General features: G+C 43.8%; 32 protein-coding genes and 1 tRNA gene. 15 read left to right on the top strand and 18 right to left on the bottom strand.

Going from position 1 to position 26,954, the window contains the following annotated elements; all coding sequences use genetic code 11:
- Positions 1 to 5: 5 nt before the first annotated feature.
- The 5 genes from Q0L00_RS08940 to Q0L00_RS08920 form a co-directional block, all read right to left on the bottom strand.
- Positions 6 to 1,349, bottom strand: coding sequence for a hypothetical protein (locus tag Q0L00_RS08940; RefSeq protein WP_297336536.1), 1,344 nt, complete (start codon positions 1,347 to 1,349; stop codon positions 6 to 8).
- A 94-nt stretch (positions 1,350 to 1,443) separates the two neighbouring features.
- Positions 1,444 to 2,514 carry a membrane dipeptidase gene (locus tag Q0L00_RS08935; RefSeq protein ID WP_297336535.1) on the bottom strand — a complete coding sequence of 357 codons (1,071 nt, stop codon included), beginning with the start codon at positions 2,512 to 2,514 and terminating at the stop codon, positions 1,444 to 1,446.
- A gap of 3 nt (positions 2,515 to 2,517) precedes the next feature.
- A complete protein-coding gene (locus Q0L00_RS08930) occupies positions 2,518 to 3,228 on the bottom strand; it encodes an SAM-dependent methyltransferase (RefSeq protein WP_297336534.1) in 711 nt (236 codons plus the stop codon).
- A gap of 17 nt (positions 3,229 to 3,245) precedes the next feature.
- Positions 3,246 to 4,004 carry an alpha/beta fold hydrolase gene (locus Q0L00_RS08925; protein WP_297336533.1) on the bottom strand — a complete coding sequence of 253 codons (759 nt, stop codon included), beginning with the start codon at positions 4,002 to 4,004 and terminating at the stop codon, positions 3,246 to 3,248.
- Between the two features lie 26 nt (positions 4,005 to 4,030).
- Complete coding sequence (locus tag Q0L00_RS08920; RefSeq protein ID WP_297336532.1) at positions 4,031 to 4,753, bottom strand: pyridoxine 5'-phosphate synthase; 723 nt, start codon at positions 4,751 to 4,753, stop codon at positions 4,031 to 4,033.
- Positions 4,754 to 4,815: 62 nt separating this feature from the next.
- Between Q0L00_RS08920 and Q0L00_RS08915 the strand changes: the two genes are divergently transcribed.
- The 3 genes from Q0L00_RS08915 to Q0L00_RS08905 are packed head-to-tail and all read left to right on the top strand — an operon-like array spanning position 4,816 to position 6,416.
- Positions 4,816 to 5,268 carry a GatB/YqeY domain-containing protein gene (locus Q0L00_RS08915; RefSeq protein WP_297336531.1) on the top strand — a complete coding sequence of 151 codons (453 nt, stop codon included), beginning with the start codon at positions 4,816 to 4,818 and terminating at the stop codon, positions 5,266 to 5,268.
- Between the two features lies 1 nt (position 5,269).
- Complete coding sequence (locus Q0L00_RS08910; RefSeq protein ID WP_297336530.1) at positions 5,270 to 5,827, top strand: CvpA family protein; 558 nt, start codon at positions 5,270 to 5,272, stop codon at positions 5,825 to 5,827.
- Positions 5,808 to 6,416: an aminodeoxychorismate/anthranilate synthase component II gene (locus Q0L00_RS08905; RefSeq protein WP_297336529.1), complete on the top strand. Its 609-nt coding sequence runs from the start codon at positions 5,808 to 5,810 to the stop codon at positions 6,414 to 6,416. Before Q0L00_RS08910 ends, Q0L00_RS08905 begins: the two co-directional genes overlap by 20 nt.
- A gap of 60 nt (positions 6,417 to 6,476) precedes the next feature.
- Here the strand turns inward: Q0L00_RS08905 and Q0L00_RS08900 are convergent, their stop codons facing one another.
- The 9 genes from Q0L00_RS08900 to ubiE all read right to left on the bottom strand — a co-directional run bounded on the left by Q0L00_RS08900 (position 6,477) and on the right by ubiE (position 15,082).
- On the bottom strand, positions 6,477 to 7,130 hold the full coding sequence (locus tag Q0L00_RS08900) for an outer membrane lipoprotein carrier protein LolA (RefSeq protein ID WP_297336528.1): 654 nt from the start codon (positions 7,128 to 7,130) through the stop codon (positions 6,477 to 6,479).
- 33 nt (positions 7,131 to 7,163) lie between these two features.
- A complete protein-coding gene (locus Q0L00_RS08895; RefSeq protein ID WP_297336527.1) occupies positions 7,164 to 9,650 on the bottom strand; it encodes a DNA translocase FtsK in 2,487 nt (828 codons plus the stop codon).
- A gap of 56 nt (positions 9,651 to 9,706) precedes the next feature.
- Positions 9,707 to 10,747 (bottom strand): quinone-dependent dihydroorotate dehydrogenase, encoded by a 1,041-nt coding sequence (locus tag Q0L00_RS08890; protein WP_297336526.1) that lies wholly within the window; start codon positions 10,745 to 10,747, stop codon positions 9,707 to 9,709.
- Positions 10,748 to 10,808: 61 nt separating this feature from the next.
- On the bottom strand, positions 10,809 to 11,456 hold the full coding sequence (locus Q0L00_RS08885; protein ID WP_297336525.1) for a hypothetical protein: 648 nt from the start codon (positions 11,454 to 11,456) through the stop codon (positions 10,809 to 10,811).
- Positions 11,457 to 11,463: 7 nt separating this feature from the next.
- On the bottom strand, positions 11,464 to 12,024 hold the full coding sequence (locus Q0L00_RS08880; RefSeq protein WP_297336524.1) for a redoxin domain-containing protein: 561 nt from the start codon (positions 12,022 to 12,024) through the stop codon (positions 11,464 to 11,466).
- A gap of 22 nt (positions 12,025 to 12,046) precedes the next feature.
- Positions 12,047 to 12,685 carry a M15 family metallopeptidase gene (locus tag Q0L00_RS08875; protein WP_297336628.1) on the bottom strand — a complete coding sequence of 213 codons (639 nt, stop codon included), beginning with the start codon at positions 12,683 to 12,685 and terminating at the stop codon, positions 12,047 to 12,049.
- Between the two features lie 108 nt (positions 12,686 to 12,793).
- Positions 12,794 to 13,552, bottom strand: coding sequence for an SDR family NAD(P)-dependent oxidoreductase (locus Q0L00_RS08870; RefSeq protein WP_297336523.1), 759 nt, complete (start codon positions 13,550 to 13,552; stop codon positions 12,794 to 12,796).
- A gap of 46 nt (positions 13,553 to 13,598) precedes the next feature.
- Positions 13,599 to 14,411, bottom strand: a complete 813-nt coding sequence (locus Q0L00_RS08865; RefSeq protein WP_297336522.1) for an outer membrane beta-barrel protein — start codon at positions 14,409 to 14,411, stop codon at positions 13,599 to 13,601.
- The gene (ubiE, locus tag Q0L00_RS08860) at positions 14,360 to 15,082 is read right to left on the bottom strand and encodes a bifunctional demethylmenaquinone methyltransferase/2-methoxy-6-polyprenyl-1,4-benzoquinol methylase UbiE (RefSeq protein WP_297336521.1); all 723 of its coding nucleotides are present in this window, start codon (positions 15,080 to 15,082) and stop codon (positions 14,360 to 14,362) included. The genes Q0L00_RS08865 and ubiE overlap by 52 nt, the downstream gene beginning before the upstream one ends.
- A gap of 123 nt (positions 15,083 to 15,205) precedes the next feature.
- On the opposite strand from ubiE, the gene yihA reads away from it, so the two are divergent.
- From yihA to Q0L00_RS08845, 3 genes are read left to right on the top strand one after another with little or no spacing between them, the layout of a single operon-like run.
- A complete protein-coding gene (gene yihA, locus Q0L00_RS08855; RefSeq protein WP_297336520.1) occupies positions 15,206 to 15,817 on the top strand; it encodes a ribosome biogenesis GTP-binding protein YihA/YsxC in 612 nt (203 codons plus the stop codon).
- Between the two features lie 37 nt (positions 15,818 to 15,854).
- Positions 15,855 to 16,301, top strand: coding sequence for a DUF5606 domain-containing protein (locus tag Q0L00_RS08850; RefSeq protein WP_297336519.1), 447 nt, complete (start codon positions 15,855 to 15,857; stop codon positions 16,299 to 16,301).
- A 37-nt stretch (positions 16,302 to 16,338) separates the two neighbouring features.
- The gene (locus Q0L00_RS08845) at positions 16,339 to 16,647 is read left to right on the top strand and encodes a hypothetical protein (RefSeq protein ID WP_297336518.1); all 309 of its coding nucleotides are present in this window, start codon (positions 16,339 to 16,341) and stop codon (positions 16,645 to 16,647) included.
- Positions 16,648 to 16,962: 315 nt separating this feature from the next.
- Here Q0L00_RS08845 and Q0L00_RS08840 read toward each other — a convergent pair whose 3' ends face one another.
- The 4 genes from Q0L00_RS08840 to Q0L00_RS08825 form a co-directional block, all read right to left on the bottom strand.
- Positions 16,963 to 18,894 (bottom strand): OmpA family protein, encoded by a 1,932-nt coding sequence (locus Q0L00_RS08840; protein ID WP_297336517.1) that lies wholly within the window; start codon positions 18,892 to 18,894, stop codon positions 16,963 to 16,965.
- A gap of 38 nt (positions 18,895 to 18,932) precedes the next feature.
- On the bottom strand, positions 18,933 to 19,424 hold the full coding sequence (locus Q0L00_RS08835; RefSeq protein WP_297336516.1) for a hypothetical protein: 492 nt from the start codon (positions 19,422 to 19,424) through the stop codon (positions 18,933 to 18,935).
- Between the two features lie 76 nt (positions 19,425 to 19,500).
- Positions 19,501 to 20,292: a (Fe-S)-binding protein gene (locus tag Q0L00_RS08830; RefSeq protein WP_092793031.1), complete on the bottom strand. Its 792-nt coding sequence runs from the start codon at positions 20,290 to 20,292 to the stop codon at positions 19,501 to 19,503.
- Positions 20,293 to 20,336: 44 nt separating this feature from the next.
- A complete protein-coding gene (locus tag Q0L00_RS08825; RefSeq protein ID WP_297336515.1) occupies positions 20,337 to 21,671 on the bottom strand; it encodes a 4Fe-4S dicluster domain-containing protein in 1,335 nt (444 codons plus the stop codon).
- Positions 21,672 to 21,773: 102 nt separating this feature from the next.
- Here Q0L00_RS08825 and Q0L00_RS08820 point away from each other — a divergent pair.
- The 9 genes from Q0L00_RS08820 to Q0L00_RS08780 all read left to right on the top strand — a co-directional run bounded on the left by Q0L00_RS08820 (position 21,774) and on the right by Q0L00_RS08780 (position 26,773).
- Positions 21,774 to 21,849, top strand: a tRNA-Phe gene (locus Q0L00_RS08820).
- 274 nt (positions 21,850 to 22,123) lie between these two features.
- Positions 22,124 to 22,606: an RNA polymerase sigma factor gene (locus Q0L00_RS08815; protein ID WP_297336514.1), complete on the top strand. Its 483-nt coding sequence runs from the start codon at positions 22,124 to 22,126 to the stop codon at positions 22,604 to 22,606.
- Positions 22,606 to 23,034, top strand: coding sequence for a hypothetical protein (locus Q0L00_RS08810; RefSeq protein WP_297336513.1), 429 nt, complete (start codon positions 22,606 to 22,608; stop codon positions 23,032 to 23,034). Before Q0L00_RS08815 ends, Q0L00_RS08810 begins: the two co-directional genes overlap by 1 nt.
- A gap of 92 nt (positions 23,035 to 23,126) precedes the next feature.
- Positions 23,127 to 23,672 carry a DUF4252 domain-containing protein gene (locus Q0L00_RS08805; RefSeq protein WP_297336512.1) on the top strand — a complete coding sequence of 182 codons (546 nt, stop codon included), beginning with the start codon at positions 23,127 to 23,129 and terminating at the stop codon, positions 23,670 to 23,672.
- 116 nt (positions 23,673 to 23,788) lie between these two features.
- Positions 23,789 to 24,310 (top strand): hypothetical protein, encoded by a 522-nt coding sequence (locus tag Q0L00_RS08800; RefSeq protein ID WP_297336511.1) that lies wholly within the window; start codon positions 23,789 to 23,791, stop codon positions 24,308 to 24,310.
- An 8-nt stretch (positions 24,311 to 24,318) separates the two neighbouring features.
- Positions 24,319 to 24,798 (top strand): DUF4252 domain-containing protein, encoded by a 480-nt coding sequence (locus Q0L00_RS08795; protein WP_297336510.1) that lies wholly within the window; start codon positions 24,319 to 24,321, stop codon positions 24,796 to 24,798.
- A gap of 168 nt (positions 24,799 to 24,966) precedes the next feature.
- The gene (locus tag Q0L00_RS08790) at positions 24,967 to 25,335 is read left to right on the top strand and encodes a type II toxin-antitoxin system RelE/ParE family toxin (protein WP_297336509.1); all 369 of its coding nucleotides are present in this window, start codon (positions 24,967 to 24,969) and stop codon (positions 25,333 to 25,335) included.
- On the top strand, positions 25,332 to 25,622 hold the full coding sequence (locus tag Q0L00_RS08785) for a helix-turn-helix transcriptional regulator (RefSeq protein ID WP_297336508.1): 291 nt from the start codon (positions 25,332 to 25,334) through the stop codon (positions 25,620 to 25,622). Before Q0L00_RS08790 ends, Q0L00_RS08785 begins: the two co-directional genes overlap by 4 nt.
- A gap of 587 nt (positions 25,623 to 26,209) precedes the next feature.
- Entirely contained in the window at positions 26,210 to 26,773 is a 564-nt protein-coding gene (locus Q0L00_RS08780) for a hypothetical protein (protein ID WP_297336507.1), read from the top strand.
- The last annotated feature ends 181 nt before the right edge of the window (positions 26,774 to 26,954 follow it).

Below are 26,954 nucleotides of genomic sequence, written 5' to 3'. Positions count from 1 at the left end.
TTGTGTTATTGTAATCGCGCTTGAATTTCTTCCACTAGGCCTTGATACTTGACCATAATACGGGACCAATCTTTAAATAATTCATCATCCTTTACGGTGATGACTTCCTTAATCCTGTTGGGATCATTAAGTTCGGCAGCCTGACTGACTAATTTCACAGCATAGGCCAATTGATCAGAATTTCCTCCGGAACTAACTATTACCCGAGTTCGGATCACGGCGGAATTGAAATTCTCCACTTGCCAAGAAGTGGTCAGATATCCAGTGTTGTAATCTACTGTTTCCAAAATATCAAAATAACGGGTGACGATGGAAGAAAGAATTCTCCAAGCTTCTTCACCGGAATAGGCGCTATCTACAGGAACGGTAATCCGTACATTGGCAAGGTCAGAAGAAACTGAGTTGTCATAAGCCTGATCACGGGCCATTTCAATTGTTTCTGTTACCGGAGGAGCATTTCGGTCTGCCTGATTACAATAATCTTTGTAATACTTAACGAATCCATCTTTGGATACTACCACCGATATGCATCGTCCATTCGGAACTTTCAAATCATAGGCGCCAATGCCGACTCGCTGTCCGGCGATTTCAATTGCCGCATCATTGGGAACAGTGTTTAATTTGACTAAACGCTCATCCAAAACAGCCGATTCCCGGACAGGAGGCTCCGGGTCAACTCCCGGTTTGTTGCAAAATACACGGGTATATTCTACAAAACCTTCTTTATTCACGGTGACCGTGACACAATCTCCATTGGGAACTGCCACATCCTGGTTCCCTTTTCCCATGAGTACGCCGTTTAAGCTGACTTCTCCATCAGCAGGCTGAACCTCCAGCCGAACCTGTCGGTCTTTTAGTTCAAAAAACTCGCGGATCGGAGGAGTTTCTCGCTCAGGAGAGTTATAATAGGTCTTGGTGATCGGGGCAAAACCTGGTTTTTTGATTTCCAGAGTCGCTGATCGATCTTTTGGGATAGTCATAAAAATGGCTTTGGTACCGATTTTTCGTCCATCAACAAAAATCTCCGCATCAAAGGGTTCTACACTGATGTCGACTCGACGGGTATCCAAGGAAACCCGCTGATCTTTGTCCCACTTCAGATCTTTGTTGTATTCTTTGATAACCGGATCGAAGCCGGGCTTGGTGATTTTGATCCGATTTCTGGAGTTTTTGTCCAGCTTGTACTCGATGCTCCCTGTACCCAATTCCTGTTTTTCGGAATTGTCATAGTCGTTGAGAAGAATGAATTTAGCATCGGTGTGGTTGGCGGTAATTTGAAGTTTTTGGCCTTGGGCTTGGATAATAAGCATTCCAAGCACCAAAAGGGTGAGTAAATGTCTGTAATTCATATTTTAAGGGTTGGCAATTTCTCCTGCAAGAAATTGAATCTACAGAACTTATGCAACCCCAATTAAAAATTGCTAGAATTAAAAACGCTCATCTTTAACTCCAAGAATTCTTCAAAAAGTTCAACCAATTGCCTGACATCAGGTTTTCTACTTCAGGTTGGGTAAAGCCTCGCTGTAGAAATAAGTCTGGAATTTTTTGTAAATCGGCAATCGTTTCCAAATCCCATGGGCATTGCTCAGACCCAAAAGCTCCATCCAAATCCGATCCGATTCCAATGTGATTGGCATTGCCCGCAATCTGACAAATGTGATCCAAGTGGTCTAAAACCGTAGAAATCGTAACATTTCGCTCTTTTGGAGTACTTTTTCCTCTCACCCAATCCGGACTGAGCATCCAGGCATCAAAAGCTCCACCAATCACCGCACCCCTGTCAATTAAGGCTTTGATCATCTCGTCGGAAAACTGCCGATTGTGGTCCACCAAAGCCCGACAATTGTTATGACTGGCCCAGATAGGCCCCTGAAAAATCTCTAAAGCATCCCAAAAGGCTAAATCGCAAAGGTGCGTTGCATCTAAAATAATCCCCAACTCATCCATTTTGCGAAGGAGTTCTTTTCCTTTCGCATTCAAAGGAGCTGAGGCATCGGTTCCATGAGCATAGCGTCCCGGACCATAATGGGCAGGACCTAATGCACGCAAGCCATACTCGTATGCTTTTTCCAAGTAATCGAGGTTGACAATTGAGTCGGCTCCCTCCAGGGAGAGGATAAAACCTACAGCCTCTTTACTCTTATCTTCTGCTTTATTCCAAATCGCCAAATGTGCCTCCAGTTCATGCCGATTTCTGATTTGCCGCATTTCCCCCCTTTCGGTCATGGCTTGGTACCAAGCGAACTGCCCTTGAGTTTGGGCCCAGGCTTGCTCGGGAGAATGCCAGCCAGGGAGAGAATTGTTGGGGGCGACATAGCGGGCAATTTGAGTGGCGACAACCAGGCCGATATTCCCTTTCCGGAGTTCGGGAAGGGAAACCACTGCATTGCCTCGATCAGGTTTGTCTTTGAGCCCATTTTCCCGAGCATTGATCTCCGCGACAGGTCGGGTCAGGTCTCGGTTCCACTCCATGGCATTCATACTCAGGTCCAGATGGGCATCGATGGTCAGCATTGCTTAGAAACTTTGAAGGATAAAAACGGTGGGAATTTTATGCAGATCGATTGGGCTTTTCTTCCAATCAAGCACGGTTTTCGTTTGGATGACTTGGTCTGATGCGGTTAGATTTTTGGCGATACAGAGCTTGGTTTGAGACGAAAGCGTCCGGGTCAAATCCTCTAAAAGCTGATTGTTGCGAAAGGGCGTCTCCATAAAAATCTGGGCCCGCTTTTCCCGAAGGGATTCTGCTTCCAATTTTTTCAAGGCAGCAGCCCGCTCTTTTTTATCAATGGGTAAATAGCCGTGAAAGGCAAAGGACTGACCCGAAAAACCCGAGCCCATCAAGGCCAAAAACATGGAACTCGGACCGGATAGAGGTACAACTTGGATTCCCCGGGTGTGCGCGTGGGCTACGGCCAAAGCTCCCGGATCGGCGATTCCCGGACAACCTGCTTCAGATAGGATTCCTACATCGGCACCGTTAAATAGCGGCTGAAGGAGTCTGTTGATGGATTCTGGCGGAGTGTTTTTATCTAAAATTTCCATGTGGACTTCCTCCAGGTTCACTCCCAGCTTCAGACTGGAGATATAGCGACGGGCAGTCCGTAGATTTTCGACCAAAAATACTTTGGTATGAGCGATCACCTCACGCACTTGAGGAGTGATGACCTGATCGGCTGTATTCTCAGCGAGGATGTTGGGGATTAAAAAAAGCTTTCCTTGGGGCATAGATTCATTCGGGTAATTTAATTTAAAAATCTCCTTACCTGCTGAATTACCACCTCTGGTTTTTCGGCATGCAGCCAATGTCCGGCATCGGAAATAAATTCAATCTCATAATTGGGAAAGTGATTTAAAATATCCGGTAAGTCACTTTGTTGGATATAGTTGGAATTGGCACCAGCTAAGAATAGGGTGGGTCCTTGATATTTTCCACTTTCAGGAAGGGCTTTTCCCACCTCTTCAATGTTTTTGGTGATTACCGGAAGGTTGATTTTCCAAGCAAATCCATTTTCATCCCTTCCCAAGCTTTTGAGTAGAAACTGGCGGATTCCTGGTTCGTGGATATACTTGGAAAGATGCTCATCGGCTTCTTTCCGGGATTTGATCTGAGCCAGGGGGATGGAATTGAGACCTTCTAAAATCGTTTGATGGTGAACCGAATAATAGCGTGGAGCAATATCGGCAACGATTAGCTTTTCTACGCGATCAGGATGAGCCAAAGCAAAATTCATAGCTGTTTTCCCACCCATGGAATGTCCCATCAGAAACACTTCACTTAGCCCTTCATCATCAAAAAGCTCCAAAAGATCCTTGACCATCACTCGATAATTCCATTCTTCTGCATGCGGAGAATCCCCATGGTTTCTTTGATCCACTAGGTAAAGTGTGAAGTCTTTTTCTAGCTCACGAGCGATGGAAAACCAATTGTCTGCCGATCCAAAAAGTCCATGAAGGATTACAAGGGGTTGGCCGGTTCCGGATTTTCTAAAATTTAATTTCAAACCTATTAACTTTTAACGTTGAACAATTAACTATTCTCTTCGAGTCTTCTTCTGTACATCTGAATGGTATTTTCCAGACCATAGTAAAGCGCATCGCAGACGAGCGCATGGCCAATGGAAACCTCATCCAAAAATGGAATTTTATGCTTCAGAAAAGCTAGATTCTGCAGATCCAAATCGTGCCCAGCGTTCAATCCTAGACCGAGTTCCTGTGCGATTTTTGCCACTTCCACATAGGGAGCTACAGCTTTTTCTCGGTCTACCAGGTAGTGAGAAGCATAGGGTTCAGTGTAAAGCTCTACGCGGTCGGTACCGGTGAGTTGGGCCGGTTCAAAATATTTTGCCTCCGGATTGATGAAAATAGAAACCCGACAGCCGGATTCTTTAAGTTCGGACACGATATCTTTCAACATGCTCTGATGGGTAATCGTATCCCAGCCGGTATTGGAGGTGATGGCATCCGGCGGATCGGGCACTAGGGTGGCTTGGGTGGGTTTCACCCGCTTGACTAGCTCCATATAGCGCTTGTCTGGGTAACCTTCAATATTGAATTCAGTGGTCACCACTTCTGCTAAATCCAGTACATCCTGATAGCGAATGTGGCGCTCATCGGGACGCGGATGAACTGTAATTCCTTCCGCTCCAAAACGTTCGGCATCTTGTGCCACCAGAACCACATTGGGGTTATTTGCTCCCCGGGCGTTGCGAAGGGTCGCAATCTTATTGATATTTACACTTAGCTTAGTCATATCGCGTTCTAAAAAGGGTATTTTTGCAGTGAAAACAAAGTTACAACATAATCTAACTAGCAATGAGTTTAAAACAAACCATAGAATCTGAAATTAAATCTGCCATGATCGCCAAGGACAAAACTCGACTGACGGCTTTACGGGCGGTTAAGTCCTTGATTTTGTTGGAAGAAACCAAAGGGGGTGTTAAAGGAGATCTATCGGCCGACGAAGAGATGAAATTGCTCACTAAAGCGGCCAAACAGCGTAAAGACTCCGCGGATATCTATGAGCAACAAGGAAGATTTGATTTGCACGAAGTAGAAATGGCCGAACTGAAAGTAATTCAGGAGTTTTTGCCCAAGGCACTGACCGATGAAGAACTGACTCAGGCGGTTGAAGATATTATTGCTAAAACCGGCGCAAGCGGGCCCAAAGATATGGGAAAAGTGATGGGCGTGGCCTCCAAAGAATTGGCCGGAAAAGCGGATGGAAAGGCAATCGCTGATAAAGTGAAAACGTTATTGAATAGCTAAGTTGGAAACGCAGTCCTACATCGATATTGTCATCGTTTTGATTTTAGTCCTAGGAGCCTATGAGGGATACCGCCAAGGATTCCTCTTAGGGATCTTGGGACTAATTGGTTTTGTGGTGGCACTGGTTTTGGGATTTTATTTTATGGAACCGGCAGCTGCATGGCTGGGGGAAAATATGGATAGTGTCAACCTTTCTTATCCAGTCATGGGGTTTTTGCTCATTTTTGTTTTGAGCTTGATTCTGATTCGTGTGGTGGGATGGACCCTGAAAAAGCTGATGGATTTAACGATTTTGGGCACCTTTGATTCCATTGCAGGGATATTTTTGGGGGTAATTAAAGCGGGTTTTTTTCTAAGTTTGTTTTATTGGTTTGTTCGGGAGTTTGAAGTGGATTATCCCAAAAAATGGGAGCGACAGTCCGAGTTGGTTTCTTACATCGAACCCTTGGCGCCTTTTGTGATTGATGTAGTGGCACCGTTTTTCCCTCCGGTAGATTCGACAAAGGGAATCGTGGAGGAATGGGTCGAAAAAGTAAAAGATGCTGCTATTAATCGATAATTTTGATTCCTTTAGCCATATTTTGGCGGATTTAATCCGGCAGACGGGACAGGATTTAAAAATGCTGAGAAATGATTGCACTCATCAAGAAATCGAAGCCCTTGAGTTCAACGGATTGATCCTTTCTCCGGGACCGGAGACTCCCTCAAAAGCTGGAAATCTGATGAATATGTTGAGGCAATATCATCGGCAAGTTCCGATTTTGGGAGTATGTTTGGGGCATCAGGCGATTGGTGAATTTTTTGGAGCCAGCCTAATTAAAAACAAAAAGCCGACGCACGGTAAAGTTCATTCAGTCTATCGGATCCAAAATCATGAGGTATTAGCCGGTATACCTGAGAAATTTTCAGTAACCCGGTATCATTCCCTCCAGCTTTCAGAATTGCCCGAATGTCTGATTCCGCTATTGAAAACACAGGAGAATGAAATCATGGGTATGGTCCATCGGAATTTGCCGATTGTAGGGATTCAATATCATCCCGAGGCTTTGCTCACCGAGTATGGGTTACGCTTGATTCAAAATTGGATATCCTGGACAACTAGTGGATTGGAAAGGAAGCCACAAACAAAAGGGGTTACTTTAACCTAAAGCTTACTGTTCGATAATTTCTCACATGAAGGAAAAGGATAATCGGGTTTCCAGAAGGTTTTACCTCAAATCTATCACCTCAATGCCAGGGTATTTTTTGGCATCAAAAGCAAAATAGGTTGCCGGAAGATTGGCGTTTTGCTTGAGGTTTTTAAAGGTGTAGGAAAACATCCCTCCCTGTCCATCAAACATCTCCCAACCCAGCAAATCCTTACTGTTTTTGTCGATCATTAATTTGACTTGCTCAAAAGGAGCATCTGAACTGGTCGCATTCAGTTCAACCACTTGGGTAGCTTTGCCTTGGAATACTTTTTCCTTCAAAAGTTTGTAATCAAATCCCGATTCATACATTCGGTAGATGTTGGAGGGTGTCAATTCGCCTTCCATTTGTGAGACATCATTGATGGTAACTTCCTTGTATCCATCTGCTTGAATGTAGGTCCAGACCGTTTTTCCATCGTTGAAGATTTCTTGCTCAGGAAGTTTGAGTCGATATTGTTCGCCTTTGACTGCGATTTCCCCGCTTTGTCGCTCTGAGCTTCCACTCGCATCTTGATAAGTAAAGTCAAATTCTGCCGTAAAGCCATTGAGGCTTCTGAATTTTTGACTCATTTGGTCCAAGACCTTTTTTGCCTCCGGTTGCTTTTGGGCTTCTGCTGATAGGGCAAAGAAGAAAAAGTGAAGGATACTGATGAATAGGGCAAATTTTTTCATGAATCTATAGCCGTTTGCTGTTCTACTCGGCTACTATAAACTATTCAATAATTGTTCCAAACTAGCGTCGTCTTGAATCAATACTTCCCGTGCCTTGGAGCCTTCAAAGGAACCCACGACTCCAGCCGCTTCAAGTTGATCGATAATCCGGCCTGCCCGGTTATATCCGAGCTTAAGTTTTCGTTGAATCAGCGAGGTACTCCCTTGCTGGTGAAGAACGATAAGTCGAGCAGCATCCTCAAACAAGGGGTCTCGATCGGAAAGGTCCACTTCACCGATGGAGTTATCCCCGTCTTCTCCTTCAAATTCCGGCAAAAGATAAGCGTCCGAATACCCTTTTTGCTCTCCGATCCAATCACAGATGGCATCTACTTCCGGGGTATCTAGGAAAGCACATTGCAAACGGATCATTTCTGACCCTTGAGAAAGTAGCATGTCCCCCATACCAATCAACTGGTCAGCTCCACCCGCATCCAGGATCGTTCTGGAGTCAATTTTGGAGGTCACTCGGAAGGAAAGCCGTGCAGGGAAGTTGGCTTTAATTATTCCTGTGATTACATTTACAGAAGGTCGCTGCGTGGCTACCACCAAATGGATCCCAATGGCCCGTGCGAGCTGGGCCAGCCGGGCAATGGGCCCCTCGATTTCTTTTCCTGCAGTCATCATCAGGTCGGCTAATTCATCAATCACCAAAACGATGTAGGGCATGAATCGATGACCTTTCTCAGGATTGAGTTTTCGGGCAATGAATTTTGCGTTGTATTCTTTAAGATTTCGCGCCCCAGCATCTTTGAGCAGGTTGTAGCGATTGTCCATTTCGATGCACAAGGAATTTAAGGTATAAATTACCTTTTTGGTATCGGTGATGATCGCTTCTTCCGATCCGGGGAGTTTGGCCAAAAAGTGCCGCTCAATTTTGTTAAACAAGGTCAATTCCACCTTCTTGGGATCGACTAAAACAAATTTCAGTTGGGAAGGGTGCTTCTTGTAGATCAGGGAAGCCAAAATCATGTTCAATCCCACAGATTTTCCCTGGCCTGTGGCACCGGCCATCAGCAAATGAGGCATTTTGGCCAAATCGCCGACAAAGACTTCATTGGAGATGGTTTTACCCAAGGCAATCGGCAAGTCCTTATCCGAGCGCATAAATTTTTCAGTACCCAAAACTGCACGTGCCGGAACGAGCTCCCGGTTTTTATTGGGCACTTCGATCCCAATGGTGCCTTTGCCTGGGATGGGTGCGATGATACGGATTCCCAAAGCAGCCAAACTCAAGGCAATATCGTCTTCCAGATTTTTGATTTTGGATATCTTCACCCCGGGTTCCGGAACAATTTCATATAGGGTTACGGTTGGGCCGATTGTTGCCTTGATTTCCTGTATGCCAATTTTAAAGTTTTCAAGGGTCTCGACGATTTTGTTTTTATTCTCCTCGAGTTCTTGACGGGTGACGGTGACCTTTTGAAGGTCATATTCGTTGAGTAAATCCAGGGTTGGATACTGATAGCGGGGCAAATCCAAGGTGGGGTCATAGGGGTCAAGGTTTTCGACTTCTTCCGCTGTTTTTTCCTCATTGACCGCTTTGGTGACAGAAAACTGCTTTTCTTCCGTTTTTTTGGATTCAGCCCTTTCCTCGGATTCATCCAAGAGATTGACTTGATTGATTTCGAATGGATCTTCCTCCCCATTAGGTTTACCCTCAAAAGGCTTTTCCTCTCCCCCTTTGATGATCCAGTCGGTCCCATCATCCTCAAATTCTTCCTCTTCCTCCAGGTTAAATGGATCTTCATTTTTAGCCGCAGGCTTGATGCTCAAATCCTCTTTTTCGGTGGTGACTAAGTCTGAATCCTCCTCTAGCTCATCCTCACCTGATTTACTGCTAAACCAGTCCAATTTGTCAATATCAAAAAAGAAAATCACAAAAATCAAAAGAGCTCCCCCGATGAGAATGAACGTGCCCCATCCTAAAAAATCTGAAGATAATTTGGCCAGTTCATAGCCGAATCCTCCGGAGAGAAAACTCCAGTAGGAGTAGCCTTTGACTAAAATAACCACGTATCCGGTTAATAAACCCAACCAAAAGGTAAAGAATAGTGCAAATGTCGAGTATCGCGTCAGCGAAACCAGCGAAAATCGAAAGGTCCAGCGAAAACCAATTAGAAAAAGAAAGGGAGGAAACAGAAAAGCGGCCAGTCCAAACCAGCGGTAAATCATCCAATGCCCGGCCTGCGCACCCAAATACCCAAGCCAGTTTTGAGTTTCACGGGCAGATTCCCGAATGGCCTCCGAATCCGAGTTCATGACCACACTTTGGTCGGTAGGTCCATTTAAAAAATAGCTGATGAAGGCAATGAATAGGAAGATACCGGCAGACATCAAGGTGATCCCCAAAGCCAAGACAAGTTTGGAAGCTTTGAAAGTCCCCAACGAAAACTTGAACCCTCCAGTACTGGAAGATGGCTTTTTGGATTTTTCTCCTTTTTTTCGAAAAGTGTTGGTCCTGGGTGAATTAGTGGCCATGAATATCGATCGCGTCCTGGGTTTGAAAACCGAATTTAAGGGTTAAGATGTACAAATTACTTCGAAAAATAAGCGGTTAAGCCTTTTTTGATTTCTTTGATCAATCCAGGTCCCTCATAAATCATGCCTGAGTACACCTGAACCAGGCTGGCTCCTGCTTCCAATTTTTCGATGGCGTCCTCGGCAGAGAAAATTCCACCCACTCCGACAATGGGAAATGAACCGCCAGATTTTTGGTGAAGGTATCGAATCACCTCCGTGCTTCTCGATTGGAGTACTTTGCCACTAACTCCCCCTGCTCCGATTGCCTCGACTTCTTGCCTAGAGGTTTCCAATTGTGTCCGATCAATGGTGGTATTGGTGGCGATTACCCCATCAATTTGTGTTTCGTTGACGATTTCGATGATGTCATCCAATTGCCCATGGGTTAAATCCGGGGCGATTTTTAGCAAAATGGGTTTGGGTTTATCCTTTTCGTCATTGGCTTTTTTTACAGCCGAAAGCAACGCTTTGAGCGGTTCCTTTTCCTGTAAATCCCGAAGATTGGGTGTGTTGGGTGAACTGACATTAACCACAAAATAATCCACATAATCGTGCAAAGCCTCCAAGCAATAGAGGTAATCGTGGACTGCCTGTTCATTGGGGGTGACCTTATTTTTCCCAATGTTACCCCCAATTATTACGTTTGATTTCCGCTTCTTCAACCGTTCTACAGCAGCCAAAACCCCACCATTGTTAAACCCCATCCGATTAATCAGGGCTTGATCTTTGGGGAGGCGAAAAAGCCGGGGAAGAGGATTCCCAGGTTGAGGTTTTGGGGTCAAAGTTCCGATTTCGATAAATCCGAAACCCAATTGTGCCATTTCATCGATGAGTTTGGCGTCCTTGTCAAAACCTGCAGCAAGTCCAATCGGGTTTTTAAAGGTCAACCCAAAAACCTTGCGGGCTAAAGATGGATGCTCAAAGGCATAATTGCTTTTTAAAATTCCCTTAGCTCCCGGAAGATTAAATGAGAGTTTGGTCAGGTCAAAAGTCAAATGATGAGCAGCTTCGGCAGGAAGATGAAAGAGTAGGGGTTTGAGTAGTTTTTTATACACGGCAAAGGAATTTGTAGGCAGAACAAATGTACAGAATCCCCTTAAAAATCCGGTGCTTTTCTTAAGGTGAGCAACTGCAATCGCTGACTAGATTTTTGATGCCTTTCCGGGTGGCGATGCTGACCGCTTTGATGACTGAGCCGAAATTCAGGGTAAGTGTTTCTCCATCTCCAATCGGGATAGGCATTCCATTAATTGTGGCTTCCACTGCGTAGTCAGAGACGATGTCTCCGGCAGCGGTTTCAAAAAGGGCAATTCGGAGCATGCTACTCACCTGAGTATCTTCCTCCCAATAGGTACCCGCCTCGGGAAAATCAGGATCAATGGCTTCCCAATTTCCCGACCAGTTGCTTTCGCCCAAACTCAGACCCAAGAGGTAGGGGATTCCCAATTCCAAATTGATATTGGCTCGTTGAATAGGATCATTGACGTCTCGGATGCCGGCATGGAGCAATTCATACTCCATCCGATCATAAAGCTCTACCTGGGTAAAACCCTCCTCTCTGAAAATTTCTAAAATCAGTTGCTCCAATTCATTTATCTGTGCGGTGCTGAGCTGACGAAAGCTCGGATCCCACTGCAAAGGCATCAGGAGAATCCCGTCCGATTTGCTAACGCAAGTTTGACACTTGATTCTGGGGTAAATTTTGGTGGAAGCACAGGAAAATTGGAGAAAAATCAGGAAGAGAAAAGGGATAATCTTTTTCAAAAGGGATTTAATTTAAAAGTGAAAGGATTCTTGATTTGAACCAATTAAGGGATTCTGGTTGAGCTGAGGCTAAAGATATTTTCTCCTCGAGAACACCATTTTTGATCGGGAAGTGTGTGGGAGAAAGTGTGATATTTAATTTTTCTTTGACCCAACTCCTTTCGACACTGGCTGTTTGATAGCCAAAGTCTCCTCTTTTGGAGAAATAGCGTTCATTTTTTTTTGGAGATGACATGGAAAAATTCAAAAAAATTACGTTCTCAGTTGTGGAAAATTCATCAGTAAGCTTTTTAAGAAATGGTTCTTCTTGCTTACATCCCGTGCAGCCAACATACCAAATATTTACTACGATAAGTTTTTCTTGGAGATCCTCATAACTTAGTTTTTTACCATCAAACTCGAAAGCTGTAAAGTCAGGAAACCTCGAGCCAATTTCTGGGCCTTCTGTAGATTTTTTGACGACTTCAATGTATTCTTTGAGCTCTGATGGATTAGCAAGATTGTACTCTTGGCTGTAGGAAACCGAGAAGGAAATGATCCAAAAGAAAAATAGTAAGCTTATCTTCATGAATGAGTAGGAGTAAAAAGAATTATTCAACGATTTTAAATTTTTCCCCAGCCTCTTTTCTGCTGTAGGCGTTGAAGTGCCACCATTCGGAGCCTATTCCTGTAAAACCTGCTTGGTTCATCACTTTTCGAAGGATTTTCCGATTTGTGATTTGAGCTGGGGTGATGATCCCTTCTTCGAGCATTTGTTCTTCCCGGTCGGGATAGGCCGCATAGCCAAAGAAATCATAGTCCGTTCCCATATCCAACACCGAATCGGCCTCGGAATCAAAAATGGTCAAATCCACAGCCACACCGAAATTGTGAAGGCTGCCGACTTTTGGATCGGCTACATACAGCGGCTTGACACTGTCGGGTTTGTCCAAGTTGTCCCAAAGAATCTGCTGAACAGACCTGGGCCTTACGCCATCGTACACATGAAGGGTAAAGTGGGGATAGTCAGCTTGAAGTAATTCTTGGGCTTTTTTAAGACGCGCTACCGCCTCAGGTTGTAAATAAGCTCGGGTCAGGTCTCCATAGACATCTTCTCCAAAGAAATTATCCGTAGTCGAATACTTCAATTCCACGCGAATTCCTGGAATTTCTACTTCAACATTTTCCAGCCCTTGGTCGATGAGTTTTTGCTCGAGTTCAGGAAGTGGAGCCGGATTCAATTCGGCGATTGGTCGTGCATTTTTGAGTTGATCCTCAGAAAATTTTTCCTGCTCACTTTTCGGTGCAGAACAGGAAATGAGCAGGATGCAAAGAATGAAATAGTGGTATTTCAAAGCTTAGTTGTTTTTATGGACTAACGTAGCGGAAGCCTGAGCGGTTGGCAGTACGACGATATCGGCCAAAACCACATGTGGGGGACGATTGATACAAAACTCCACGATCTCGGCAATATCCTGGGCCAAAAGCGGTTCGTATCCCTGGTATATTTTTTCGGCGCGGTCTTCGTCTCCCTTGAACCGGACCAAAGAGAATTCGGTTTCAACCAAACCCGGATGAATTCCAATTACTTTGATGCCAAAAGAATTGAGGTCTATTCGCATGCCTTTGGTTATCGCGTCCACAGCATGCTTGGAACCACAATACACGTTTCCGTTGGGATAAACTTCTTTTCCGGCGATCGAACCGATATTGATGATGGTTCCCGATTTCCGTTCGCACATACCGGGGATAATGGCTTTGGAGACATAGAGCAGCCCTTTGACATTGATGTCCAACATGGCATCCCAATCATCCGTATTCCCGGTTTGAATCGGGTCAAGACCATGTGCATTTCCAGCATTATTGATGAGAATATCGATGTTTTTCCAAGGTTCAGGTAGATTTCCCAACAGTGTAAAAACAGCCTCCTTGTCCCGAACATCAAAAGTGAGCGGTAACACCTCGATTCCCTCAGGCACTTCCTGTTGAACTTGCTCCAATCGATCAGTTCGGCGACCGGTCACAATAAGATGATAGCCGTTTTTTGCCAAAATTAAGGCGCAAGCTTTTCCGATTCCGGAGGTAGCTCCGGTGACTAAAGCAATTTTTCGTTCCATGGTTAAATGTAGGATTATTCGCTAAAAATTTAAAGGATTTCCTGGCCTACTGAAAATTCAGATAGATGGTAATGTTCTTTCGCTTGATTGAAGAAATGGCATCCCGAAAATCAGCCTGCGTATTTTCGACCTGATAAAGATTGTTTAAGCCATGAGAAAAGCGGATTTCGGGAGCAAATTTGAAGTATTTGAAATAGATCTCGAAGCCCATTCCCAATTCGATGGTATAATCTTGTCCGGTAGTCACTAGCTCCTCCAAATTGGCTTCCTCTTGGGTTTTGGTGCGGAATTGATAGCTGGCACCACCTAGAAAATACATTCGGGTATTGTTGAATCGCTGGGATCGATATTTGAAAAGTAAGGGAAGCTCTACCATGGTAGCTTCTGAGTTATAGGTGATAATTTCTCCCCTATTTTCTCCGGTTACAATAACATCTCCACCTATTAACTCTGTGTCGATTTGATCGTTAAAATAGTGAACCTCGGTTTTGTATTCATAAAAACCGACTTTTGGCGTAAAAAGCATCTGCACCTGATCATGGAAACGGAGCATTCCTATAAACCCAAGGGAAAACCCAGGGGAGTATCTTGGAAAGATTGCTCGTACCTCAGGGGAGACATTGGCATTGGGATCGACGAAGGCATCGGAATAGTTGACCCGAAAGGTGCTATGGTGTCCGGCTAGGAAAAAGCCGTAGGAAATTAACTTTTCATCAGAACCTGAAGAACTCGTCAGCCCAAACATCCCCTGAGCTTGGACGGGTAGCTGGTGAAGAAGAATAAAAAGAATAAGGATGGAACCGGATATTATTTTTCTCCGATGTAAATCGAGCTTATTCCAAAAGTGAGTGGTTTGCATACGGTGCTGTGAAATCCAACTTTTTTAAGTACGGCCAGAAAATCCTGTCCATCCGGAAAAGCCTGTACCGACTCGGGAAGATAAGTATACGCAGAATTGTCTTTGGATACAATCTTTCCTATTTGAGGGAGCACGGCATTGGAATAAAAGGCATAAGCTTGCTTCATGGGGAAAGCACGTGGCTTGCTAAATTCCAGGATAACAGTCTTGCCTCCCGGCTTCAAAACCCGATACATATCCGCAAGTCCTTTTTCCAGGTTTTCGAAGTTCCTAACTCCAAATGAAACGATGACCGCATCAAACTTATTATCTTCGAAAAGCAAACCTTCTGAATCCCCGAGTTGCATTTCGATCTTGTCCTCCAGCCCCCGCTTTTTCATTTTCTTTCGGCCTTCGTCAAGCATTCCTTCGGAAATATCCACCCCGATGATTTTATCTGGATTCAGAGCCAATGCTTCAATGGCAAAATCGCCCGTTCCGGTTGCGATATCCAAAATCAGTTTGGGCTGATCTTTTTTCAGCATCTTGATCGCTTTTTTTCTCCAAATAATATCAATTCCCAAGCTCAGGACATGATTGAGCAAGTCATATTTGGGGCTGATATTGTTAAACATTTCAGCGACCTGTGCTTTTTTGGGGTCTTCTTTATCTTTGTAAGGGACTACGGACATTTCGTATCGAGCTAATGGATTGCAATATTACCAAAGAAACCCGAGGATTGGAAAAATGTTGAAATTGAGAAGTATTCTCTTCCAAAATAATAATCCCTTATTTTTACAGCGAAAATAAAAATCATGATCAAGAAAGCCGAATTTGTCATTTCTAATGCTGACCCGGGGAAGTGCCCCAACCCTGACCGGGCTGAAATCGCCTTTATCGGTAGGTCCAACGTGGGTAAAAGTTCCCTGATCAATGCGCTGACGGGAAAAAAAGATCTGGCTAAAACTTCACAAAAGCCCGGAAAAACCCAGTTGATTAATCACTTTATGATCAACGACCGCTGGTATATGGTGGATTTGCCGGGTTATGGTTTTGCCAAAGTCAATGTGAAAGTGAAAAAAGGTTGGGAGAGCATGATTCAGACCTACCTGCTGAAACGGGAGAATCTCTGTGGGGTATTTGTATTGATTGACAGCCGGCTTGAACCGCAGAAGATTGACTTGGAATTCTTGCTTTGGTGTGGCACAGAAGGAGTGCCCGCAGCGATCGTATTTACCAAATCAGACAAGCAGTCCAAAAGTAAGACGGCTCAACATGTCCAGCAGTTTCTCAAGAAGACGGAAGAGATTTTCGAAGAAGCCCCGGATTATTTCGTTACGAGTGCCGAGACAGGCCAAGGATCCGAGGAATTGCTCAATTTTATCGATGATTTGGTCAAAGAGTACGAAAGTGGTGTGAACAATTGATGTCATTTCTATATTTGCAAGCTCAAAATGATAACTGATGAATTTTAAAGACATTGCTACCGTTGCCGGCAAGCCCGGCTTGTATAAAGTTTTGAAGCCTTCCCGCTCGGGGGTGATTTTGGAGAGTATGGATGAAAAGAAGGCCAAATTGGTGGCAGGGATGTCCCAGCGGGTTTCCATTCTTTCAGATATTTCGATTTACACCCTGACTGAAGAAGGCGCCGAACCGCTGCAAGCGGTGATGCAGAAAATCGAGGCAGAATTTCAAGGGGATTTGGGCTTGGATGCCAATCCGGATGATGCCGAACTGAGAGCCTTTATGAAGCATATCCTTCCGGAAGTGGATGAATCCCGAGTATATACTTCCGATATCAAAAAATTGATTTCTTGGTATAGACTCATTCGAGTCCAAGCTCCTGAGGTTTTGGAGCCGGCCAGCGAGGAGGACGCTGCCGAATCAGGCCAAGAAGAATCTGAATCGTAAACTAACCCAGCCCGGTTCTCCGGGCTTTTTTGATGCCATGACTGCGCCGCTCACTGAGATCGAGAAAATTGCCTTAGATTTGGTTAAAGCGGATTGGGACTTGCCCAGCCTAGCCCATCCTATTTCTGAAGCTGAAGTGGTGATTTTGCTTTCCCAAGCAATTAGTCAACTGCTCGATCGGGATTTTGAGCGCTTGCTTCAGATTTGCTATCGGATAGATTTGGGAGAAGCACAGCTGCGGAGAATTCTACATGAATCCGAGCCGGACCAAATCTCCCTAGATTTAGCCAAAGCCCTTTGGGAGCGGCAAAAGCAAAAAGCTGAAATCAGGAAAAGGTATTCCTGAGTTGTTGCCCGCTGAAAAATCAACATCCCTGCCTCGAACGAAAATAGCCTAAAGCCGTCCGGATAGAAGGAATAGCCAGTTTCGAATTTACTCCAAGGATAAAGCCTTCCATCGCGTAGCAAATAGGTGCCATGCAGAGCTAGGCTGTTCCGCAATTGGTTTACCCTAATGCTACCAGGTAGGTTGCCTGTGGGAATCAGTCACTTTTTTCAATTATTTTTCAGGGGGAGGATCCCCCCGACTCCTTGACTTTTTGGAATAGGTTCTTCGTCCTCAATGCGATTCCTATTCAGCTATTCTTGGAAGCAAAAACAACTATTCCTTAATTTCAATCACCTTAAACTCGGTACGCCGGTTGACTTGATGCTCTTCTTCGGTTTGCGCGTTTTCAATGATGAGTTGGGTTTCTCCATAGCCTTTGGCCACCAAACGATCTTCATCAATTCCCTGAGAGACGATGTAATCTACAGCTGATTGGGCCCTACGCTGCGAAAGGTCTAGGTTGTATTGATCCGAAGATCGCGCGTCAGTATGCGAACTTAACTCAATTCGGATAGCAGGATTATCTTTGAGAATCTGCACCAATTTATCCAATTCCACTGCAGCATCCGCCCGGATTTCGGCTTTATCCAAGTCATAGTAAATATTTTCCAAAATGATGGATTTATCCAAAATCAATTGATCCAAAACTATAGTCGTGTCAAGACTGACGTTGGTCACGTCCTGCACCAAGGTACTTGGATCCGGGGTTTTGCCTCGGGTAGAGTAGGCGATGGATTTGGAGAAATAGCCGTTTTTGGAGGTAATGATCGTGTAGTCTGATTCCGGCTCCATGGTAAAGCGAACCTGACCTCGGGAGTTGGAGAAGTCTCCGCCGATTTGTTTGTTTTCTTCATCATAGAGCACGACTCGGGCCTGTTCCAGAATTTGATCTTCCTCTCCGGCTACCCGCTCTTTGGTCGTGACATCCAGCAAGACATTAACGATTTTTGGGGTAGGGGTTTTGTCCTCAAAATAATAAATGTCATCGTCTCCAACTCCGTCTTCACGGTTGGAAGAAAGGAAGCCCTCTTTGGGGTAATCCGTAAAGAAAATGGCGAAATCATCTGCCGAACTATTGATATTTTCTCCAAGATTTTTGATGATTTGTTCACCATCTTCATTGGATTCGGCTACGAAAAGATCAAGTTTTCCGAATCCGGGATGCCCGTCGGAAGCAAAGAAAAATTTACCGTCGGGAGCCATTCTTGGGAAAAGCTCATTGCCGGCGGTATTGATGTTGGGGCCGAGATTCACTGCATTTCCAAAATCTCCATTAGCCAGTTTAGTGGCTTTGTATAGGTCAATTCCCCCAAATCCCCCGGGACGATTGGAAGCAAAAAAAAGTTCCTCTCCATCGGGACTAAAAGAAGGGGTGGAATTCCACCAATATTCATCTTCATTTACCGGCATCCAAATCGGCTGAGAAAATCCGGATCCACGAAAATAAGAAGCAAAAAGGGCGGTTTCAGGAAGGTCGCGTGGGGAAGTTGAATTACCTCGGGCATAAATAATGGTATTTCCATCTGGACTGATTGCCGCTGCGGCTTGATTCAATCCTTCCTCATTTTGGAATTCGGGAAGCGGTTGAATCCCACTGACATCCACTCGGAGGTCTTCGGCTCGCGTACGGAAGAGCTTGGTATAAGGTGTTCCCGTAGCCGGATAAATGCCAGAAGCCTGTCTAGCACTGGTAAAGTATAAAAACTGCTCGCTGACAATCGGGGCATAATCCGGACCGGAAGTATTCAGTTCGCGATAGTTGACCAATTCATGGTAAGGCCAGTAGTTTTCGATTCCTTCGGCAAATTCAATTCCGGAGAGCTCTTGGTTTACTCGGGCCAAAAGACTTTCATCCTGAGTGTATTCCCGGGCTTTTTCAAAGGCTTCTTTTGCCTTTTCGTCTTCTTGCTGGGCTTTTAAACTTTGTCCGAGAAAAAAGTAATTCTCAAAGTTTGGATCTTCTTCAACTAGCTTTTCATAGTAGGGAGCCGCTAGCTCTACCCGATTGGATAAGCGGTAACTTTCGGCAACGATTTGATTGGCCTCTTGATTTTCTGGATCCTCTTCCAGAATCTGCTTGAAGGTGTTAATCGCATACTGATATTCCCCGGAAAGGTACTGTTCGGTACCTTTTTCCTGAAGGCTTTTGCAGGCATTGAGTAAAATCAAGCCTAGAAAGAGTGTCCACAAAAAATGGTTTTTCATCGGAGGGTTCTTTGATGATCAGAGTTGAATATTACTAATTAATTTGGAAAGTATTTGTTTAACCAGCTATTCTCTGCTGAAATCCAAACATTTTCCAGATCCATTTTAGAATTTACCTGGGGATTTATGATCAACGTATCAGCTTGGATCTCGCCGGCTTGGATTTTTGATTTGATGCCTAAAGCACTGGTGACTTGAATTTTACCTCCCAACTGGGGTTTAAAGCTGACTTTTCCGCTGTCTGTCAAATTTACTTGGAGTTGGCTTTCCAGTTCTTTCAGCGCTCGGACCGAGCTATCGATCGAGCAGCCACTGGCACCGAGACCGCTTTCGTCCGCAGCCAAAACAAGGAGTTGGTTATCAATTATTGTATAGGAGGTGGGCAATGGATTGCCGTGCACATTCCATCCCTCACAAAACTGACTGAGTCGATGATGAATTTGCTGTAATTCCTTATCTGAAAACTCCCGCTCGGCTTGATAAACCCACACTCGGGAATTTTCTGGCATCTGTGCAAATGGGATATACATTTTTTATTTTCGTTTAAATTGAAAAACCCTTCCTACCTAACGGTAAAAAGGGTGAAATTGATTCAATTCGGGGTGTTCAAATCCCCATATCTTTGGCAATCATTTCGGCAAGGTCATAGACTTTGACCTTTTCTTCCTGCTCTTTGTTTTTAACTCCATCGCTCATCATGGTCAAGCAGAAAGGACATCCTACGGCAATAGTGCTCGCTCCGGTGGCCAAGGCTTCTTCAGTCCGCTCGATATTGATGTCTTTTTTGCCCGGTTCAGGTTCTTTAAACATTTGTCCGCCTCCTGCCCCACAGCAAAGCCCTTTGGTGCGGCAGCGCTTCATTTCGACCAACTCCACGTCCAAGGCCTTGATGACTTCCCGAGGGGCTTCATAGACGTTGTTGGCGCGGCCAAGGAAGCAGGAGTCGTGAAAGGTAATTTTCTTTCCTTTGAATTCACCACCGCCTTTTAAGGCAACTTTTCCTGCATTAATCAATTGCTGGAGAAACTGGGAATGATGAATTACTTCGTATTCGCCACCTAGTGCAGGGTATTCATTTTTGATCGTGTTAAAGCAATGCGGGCAAGCAGTGACTACCTTTTTGATGTTGTATCCATTGAGTACTTGTATATTGGCTACGGCCTGCATTTGAAACAGGAATTCATTTCCTGCACGTCGGGCAGGATCTCCAGTACAGGCTTCCTCTGGGCCCAAAACAGCAAATGAAACTCCTACCTTGTTCAATATTTTGACAAAAGCCTGGGTTACGGCTTTGTATCGGTCATCAAATGAACCGGCACAGCCTACCCAAAAAAGGACTTCAGGCTCCTGGCCATTTGCGGCCATTTCGGCCATGGTGGGTACTTTATAGGTTGACATTTTTTAGACGTTTAGAAATTAGATAATTGAAACAAACCGGAGCCTTATTTCACTTCCTCTTCTTTGAGGCTCTCGGCCCAATTGAAGCGATCTTGAGGACTGAATTTCCAAGGGGAAAAACTTGTTTCCATGTTTTGGAACATGGCATTCCATTGAGCAGGGGAACCTGACTCCTCCATGGCCGTGTAGCGTCTCAGCTGCAAAATGATTGCAAGTGGATCGATGTTGACCGGGCAGGCTTCCACGCAGGCATTGCAGGAAGTGCAGGCATTGATTTCCTCTTGGGAAATGTAATCGCCTAGAAGAGATTTGCCATCTTCCAAACCGGGTCCACCTGCATCCAGACTTTTTCCTACTTCCTCAGTGCGATCACGGACATCCATCATAATTTTTCTTGGGGATAATTTTTTTCCGGTCAGGTTTGCAGGACACTCTGCAGAACAGCGTCCGCATTCGGTGCAGGAATAGGCGTTAAGTAGGTTGACCCAAGAAAGGTCATTGATGTCCTTGGCGCCAAACCGGCCTATCTCAGCAGGAGGGTCGGAAGCATTTTCCGTAGGAATTCCTAGCATCATATTGACCTCATTGGTCACCTCAGGCATGTTGATCATTTCTCCTTTAGGTTTTAGATTGGAATACCAGGTATTGGGGAAAGCCAAGAAAATATGTAGGTGTTTTGAATACGTCACGTAAATGGCAAAAGCTAAGATTCCGGCAATATGGAACCACCAAGCGAATCGCTCCAATAGAACCAGTGTTCCATTGGAAAACCCTTCGAAGAGCGGCTGAATCAGACTGCTGAAAAATAAGGTGCCCAGCGCAAGGTAATGCTCATCTCCTCTATTTGCCAAAATCTGATCGGTAGCATTCATGGTCAAAATCGCAACCATCAAAATAATTTCAATGACCAAAATCAAATTGGCGTCTAAAGCCGGCCAACCTTTCAATTCGGGTTTTTGGAATCGTTCCACACGGGTGACATTTCTTCGGATCAAAAATACCACACAGGAGAAAAGCACGGCTACAGCCAGAAACTCAAAGATATTCATGGCCACGGTATAGGCGTTCCCGAGTAGGGGAGCAAAAAGGCGGTGGGTACCTAGGATCCCATCGAGGATAAACTCAAGTACTTCCAAATTGATGACCACAAAGCCCACATAGATCAGGAGGTGAAGAAATGCGGGGATGAATCGCTTGAACATTTTCTGCTGGCCAAAGGCAACAAGAAACATGGTTTTCCATCGAGCATCGGTTTGGTCATTCCGGGTTTCGGCCTTGCCGAGCAGGATATTTCTTTTCAGAAATTGGATCCTTTTGCTCAGAGAATAGCCTGCCACGCCCAAAATGATCAAAAATAGGAGTTGAGGTAAAAAGCTCATAGTGATTAATTTAGTCTGTTATTCGGGTTTATATAAATATTTTTTTCTCAAATGATTTGTATCAAAATGCCAAATACCTACCTTTGCATCACTTTACAAAACGGTGATGTAGCTCAGTTGGTAGAGCATCGGACTGAAAATCCGTGAGTCGGTGGTTCGAGTCCACTCATCACCACCAGCCCCAAAGCAATTTGGGGCTTTTTTTATGCCTAAGGGGTTTTTCGGTCCTTTCATTTGTTTTTCCTTATCGCTTGCAAAATATAAAATAGTCTGCATGCATACCATTTTTTACCTAATTTAAATTAAATCTAAAATTAGAGCATTCCCAATTGTGAAATTAACAGTTTGGAGCGGAAACTGTTGAGCCCATTGAATTTTGGAACAGAGAAAAAAGATGAAAAAAATTCTGATAAAGCTGTAACTTTTTAAAAACCCATGCATCATCTACCTGAATGAAGTCATTTTTTGAAGCACATATCTGGCCCTTGCGCAGTCGTCTCTACCGCCTGGTTTACCTATGGGTACGAGACAGGAGCTTGGCTGAGGATCTGCTTCAAAATGTCTTCGAGCGTTCTTTTCAAAGACAGGATCAATTGGAAAAACATCCCAATCTAAACGGATGGCTGGTTCGTTCGCTAAAAAATGAAGCCTTGATGCACTTCCGAAAAGAATCCAAAATCACGGGCTTAGAAGAGCTTGATGATTTGCCAATCGAAGGAAAACCGGAGAATGCGACCGCCGAAAAGTTGGAAAAAGTTTATGTGATGCTCAAATCTCTTCCAGAAAAGCAACTGGAGGTTTTTCAGCTCCGGGAAATGGAAGGCTTGACTTATGAAGAGATCGCAGAATACTTGAAAATCAGCTTGGAACAGGTTAAAGTCAACCTTTTCCGTGCCCGCCAAGCCATTAGGAACCAATTAATCAAACCAAATTAATGAATTCGAGAATCGAAGAATTGCTTGAAAAATATTGGCAAGCCAAAACCAGCCTGCAAGAGGAGGAGGAACTGAAAGATTTGCTTAAAAGTGCGGATGGGTTTGATGAGCTCAACTTGCTTTTTGCGGGATTGGATCAAGCCAAAGACGAAGAGCCTGAGAGGTTAATCTTACCTCAAAGTAAGTCTTCCAAGACGATCCGAATCCAATGGATCGGCTGGGCAGCGGTGATTTTGATGAGTTTGGCGGGGACTTGGATGTATCAGGAAAATGCCCAAAGCCGTGCCGAGGAGGCTGCGTACAGGGAAGTCATGCAGGCCTTGGCCTTAGTTCAGGGTAACTTGGAAAAGGGAAGAGGTCAATTGGAACCCTTAAAAGAATTGCAGCACCTGAACAAGCCTCAGGAGCTATTTGATATAGACCAATAAAAATATGAAATCGAGCATAACCTACCCGTCACACACCGGGATGATTAGAATTGCGAGATTCCATGTGACCGCTAAAAGACAATTATAAACACATGAAAAAGACATTAGTATTACTGATTTTCTTCTTGGGAATACTCTCCCAGAGTTTTGCCCAAGACGATGCAATCCAACGATTTTTCTCCAAATACATGGAGGATGACCGCTTCAGCCGGGTGTACATTTCGCCCAAAATGATGCAGATGGCCGGTGGCTTTCTGAAAAATAACGCAGGAGAGGATGAAGATGCGGAGGAGATGGGCAGCTTGATCTCCAAGATAAAGGGGATTCGGATTTTGTCTTCCGAGGAAGTGGACGGGATGACGCTGTATAAAGAGGCGATGGGTACCCTGACCAAAAACCAATACGAAGAGTTGATGGATGTGCAGGACAAGGGGAGTAGTTTGAAATTTATGATTCGGGAGAAAAATGGCCTGATTCAGGAATTGATGATGGTATCGGGTAGCGGAAAGGAATTTTCTCTGATTTCCCTTATCGGGAGCTTCACCTACGAGGATCTAAATCTCCTGGCCGAAAAAACCTCCCTGCCAGGAATGGATCAATACGGAAAAGGATCAAAGGGGCCGAAAGGAATAAAGTAGCCCTGTTGGAGGTTAATTAAGTGTTTTAATGGAATTTAAACCCTTTATCCGCTTCTGATTTTCCGGAGGGTATGAACTGAAAAATATGCAACATAGAACAGGAAATAATTGAGAATATGAAAAAATCTATCTTTTTACTAGTTGGGATTATGGCTTTAGCTTTTTCTGCTATGGCTCAGCAAGATCCTTATTCCTCCATCAATGAAAAATTGGCTAACCAAGCCCAAAAGCCCAGTCAACTTTGGCCCATGGATTTGGAAGGAATACCGGTCAAGGATGAGGCTATGAAATTGAAGTATACCTTCCCTTTTCTATCTGAGGGTTCTGAGCTAGCCTTTAATTTCAGTCAATTCGAAAAGCTTGAGAGCAGCGTGTACGATTTATCAAAGTTGAACGCTAAGGACTTGGTCCAAGGATTTACGGCAGGAATTCCTTCGGGATTTAAGGAAGACTTCTCCAAAGTCGGATCCGAAGACTTTTGTTTGATGTATTCCAAGACAGAAATAAATCAGCCTAAGGAAGTCTATTTGCTTGTCGGAAACCGCAAACAGGCAGAATTGCTTCATTTTACCTACTCCCCAGAGTCAATGAAAAATCACCAAAATCTCAAAGTTGAATTAAATAACGTATTAAACTAAACCTACACATGAAAAAGCTATTATTCACCTTGGCCTTCTTAGGTCTTGTACTCCAAGTTTCTGCTCAAAGCAAATCTGTTGCCCAGCTTAAGGAAAAATATCAGGGCCATGAGGATTTCTTCAACATGGAATTGGGAGGTAATTTCCTCAACTTTGCCGAGGGCTTTAAAATTGATTTGGATGAGGATGATATGGCTACGGTGGCAAAATCCCTTGAAAAAATGAATTTCTTCAAGTTGCCTGAAGGATCCGATGCCAATCATTCGGAATTTAAAGCGCTGCAAAAAGGCCTTCAAAAGGAGCGATATGATTTGTTGATGGAAGCCGCCGAAGGTAAAAGTGGTGTTATGGTTTACTCCAAAGGAGCCCGGACGATTTCTGACTTGGTGGTCCTGGTCGGTGGCGATGAGGGGGACCTGATGGTTGTCGAGCTCAAAGGAAGCTTTGCCCAGGAAATGGTTGAGAAAGCCTTAGCTGAAAAGAACTAAAAAGCCTTATTGGATCCAAGTTTTGGCCCGGTGACTTGACTAGTTGCCGGGTTATTTTTTTACTTTCCTACTGAAATCTCTAAGTTGCAGCGCATATTAAGAATTTCAAACCTAAGACAATAAGTTTTTAAATTTTGAAAATAGTAACTTTTAAGTTACATTTGTATTGTGGAAAAAGTAAGGGAGGTTATTGCTTATCAGGACCATTTTAAAAACTTTTTATTAGCCCAAACTGAAAAAGTTCAAAACAAGATTTTTAAGGTCATTGAAGCGATTGAAACTTTGGAAAGAGTTCCGGAGACTTATTTGAAACCCATCAAAACAAAGAAAGGGCTATATGAAGCAAGGGTTCAGTTGGCATCTAATATATGGAGGGTGTTTTGTTTTTTTGATGAAGGAAAACTTGTGATTTTGCTCAATGGCTTTCAGAAGAAAACTCAAAAAACACCACCCAAAGAAATAGAAAAGGCTGCTAAACTGATGGATAAATATTATGTTGATAAGGAAGTTCAAAAAGAAAAAAAGAAAAAGAAATGAATACGAAGAGTTGGAAGGAAATTAAAGACGATGTGTACGGCGTCAAAGGAACCGAACGAAGGGATGAATTGGAAAGAGATTTTGAATCTTTCAAAATTGGTCTGCTATTAAAGAAGGCACGAGAGGGAAGGAATCTAACCCAAGAGCAATTAGCGGAATTAGTTGATAAAAAAAGAACTTACATATCAAGAGTTGAAAATAATGGGAGCAACATGACGCTAAAAACACTTTTTGAAATTGTAGAAAAGGGTTTAGGGGGAAAAGTGAAAATTTCAATAGAACTCTGAAAAAGGGGAGTACGCGCTATAACATCACCTTGGATACAGCTGGCGGTACGATTAAAAAAATTAGGAGTAGGCTGCAAGGGGACCTCTACGAATGCCTGACAGGCAGGCCTGACGTTTTCAAGCAAAATCTTGATAAAAAGGCCCCTTTTATCTAAAACTAACTCCATTTTAAGAGATTTTTAAAATTCTTAGAAAAAAAAGTGAAATTTTTTTCTCCCCATACAAACGATTGCGAAGCAGTATATTTTTAATTTGATATAATGACAATATTCTGTAAAAATTATAAAAACGGTATATAATTTTGGTATCTCTTAAATTGGCCTAATTAGAGGGCTTTCGCTATCGATTGCGGGATAATTTTATGATATTTTTAATAAAAGATTAATATTATTAAGGATTATCAAATAAATAGATATTTTTATTGAAACATTTTCAATTTCACTACCGTTTGGTATCTTTGTAGAGTCAACAGACAATTTCGATCCCCATCAGACTCGATGGACCCTGTAGCCCAAAATACCTCCGAGAGCGGATCAGCCGTTCCGGGTTGCAAATTTTAAGAAGAACCTATTAAACCAATTATTAAAATGAAAAAATTATTCACGATGCTTTTTGTTGCCGGGATGGCGACTGGAGCCTTTGCCGCAGGCAATGAAAAAACAGTAGAAATCAGAAAAAGTGAAGCTTCCAAAGTAGTCGTCGCTGTAAGCGAAGCGCCTGAAGGAACAGTTATCGTCAAGATTAAGGATGCAGACAACCATTTGGTGCTTAGAGACCGCATTACTAAAGATGAGGCTTTTGCCAAGCGTTACGATTTGGAAGCCCTTCCTAAGGGAACCTATTCAGTAGAAGTAATGGATCAGTCAGGGGTTTTGAGAACAGCAACCTTTGAAAACTTCATTGCCGAAACTCCTTCTGTTTATTCAAGAGTAGCTAAAATAGATGATAACAAATATCGTTTACTAGTTAGTAACCTTGAAGCAAGCGAAATCACCGTTTCTATCTATGATGGAGATGAATTGATTCACACTGAACGAGTATCAGATGAGCAGGGATTGCACAAGATTTATTCCATCAAAAGGCCGTCCTCTGAAATCAGTTTCCGAGTTTCGACCGCAGGTGGATTCAACAAATACTTGACAGCCCTTTAATTGGACAAACCAACTAGAATTAAACCCCGCTTTAGTCTGAGGCGGGGTTATTTTTTTGCTTTTTAATTCAGTATCAGGATAATAATGTAGCAGAACTCCAGGTATTGGCATTGGTCAATTGCTTTCTGTAGTCGGTAATTGAATATGCACCAAAAATAGTAATTAGGAATGCACCAAAAAT

Origin of the sequence: Algoriphagus sp. (genome assembly GCF_024305035.1) — a bacterium.
In the GTDB taxonomy this organism is placed as follows: Bacteria; Bacteroidota; Bacteroidia; order Cytophagales; family Cyclobacteriaceae; genus Algoriphagus.
This window is presented reverse-complemented; position numbering and strand designations above follow the sequence as displayed.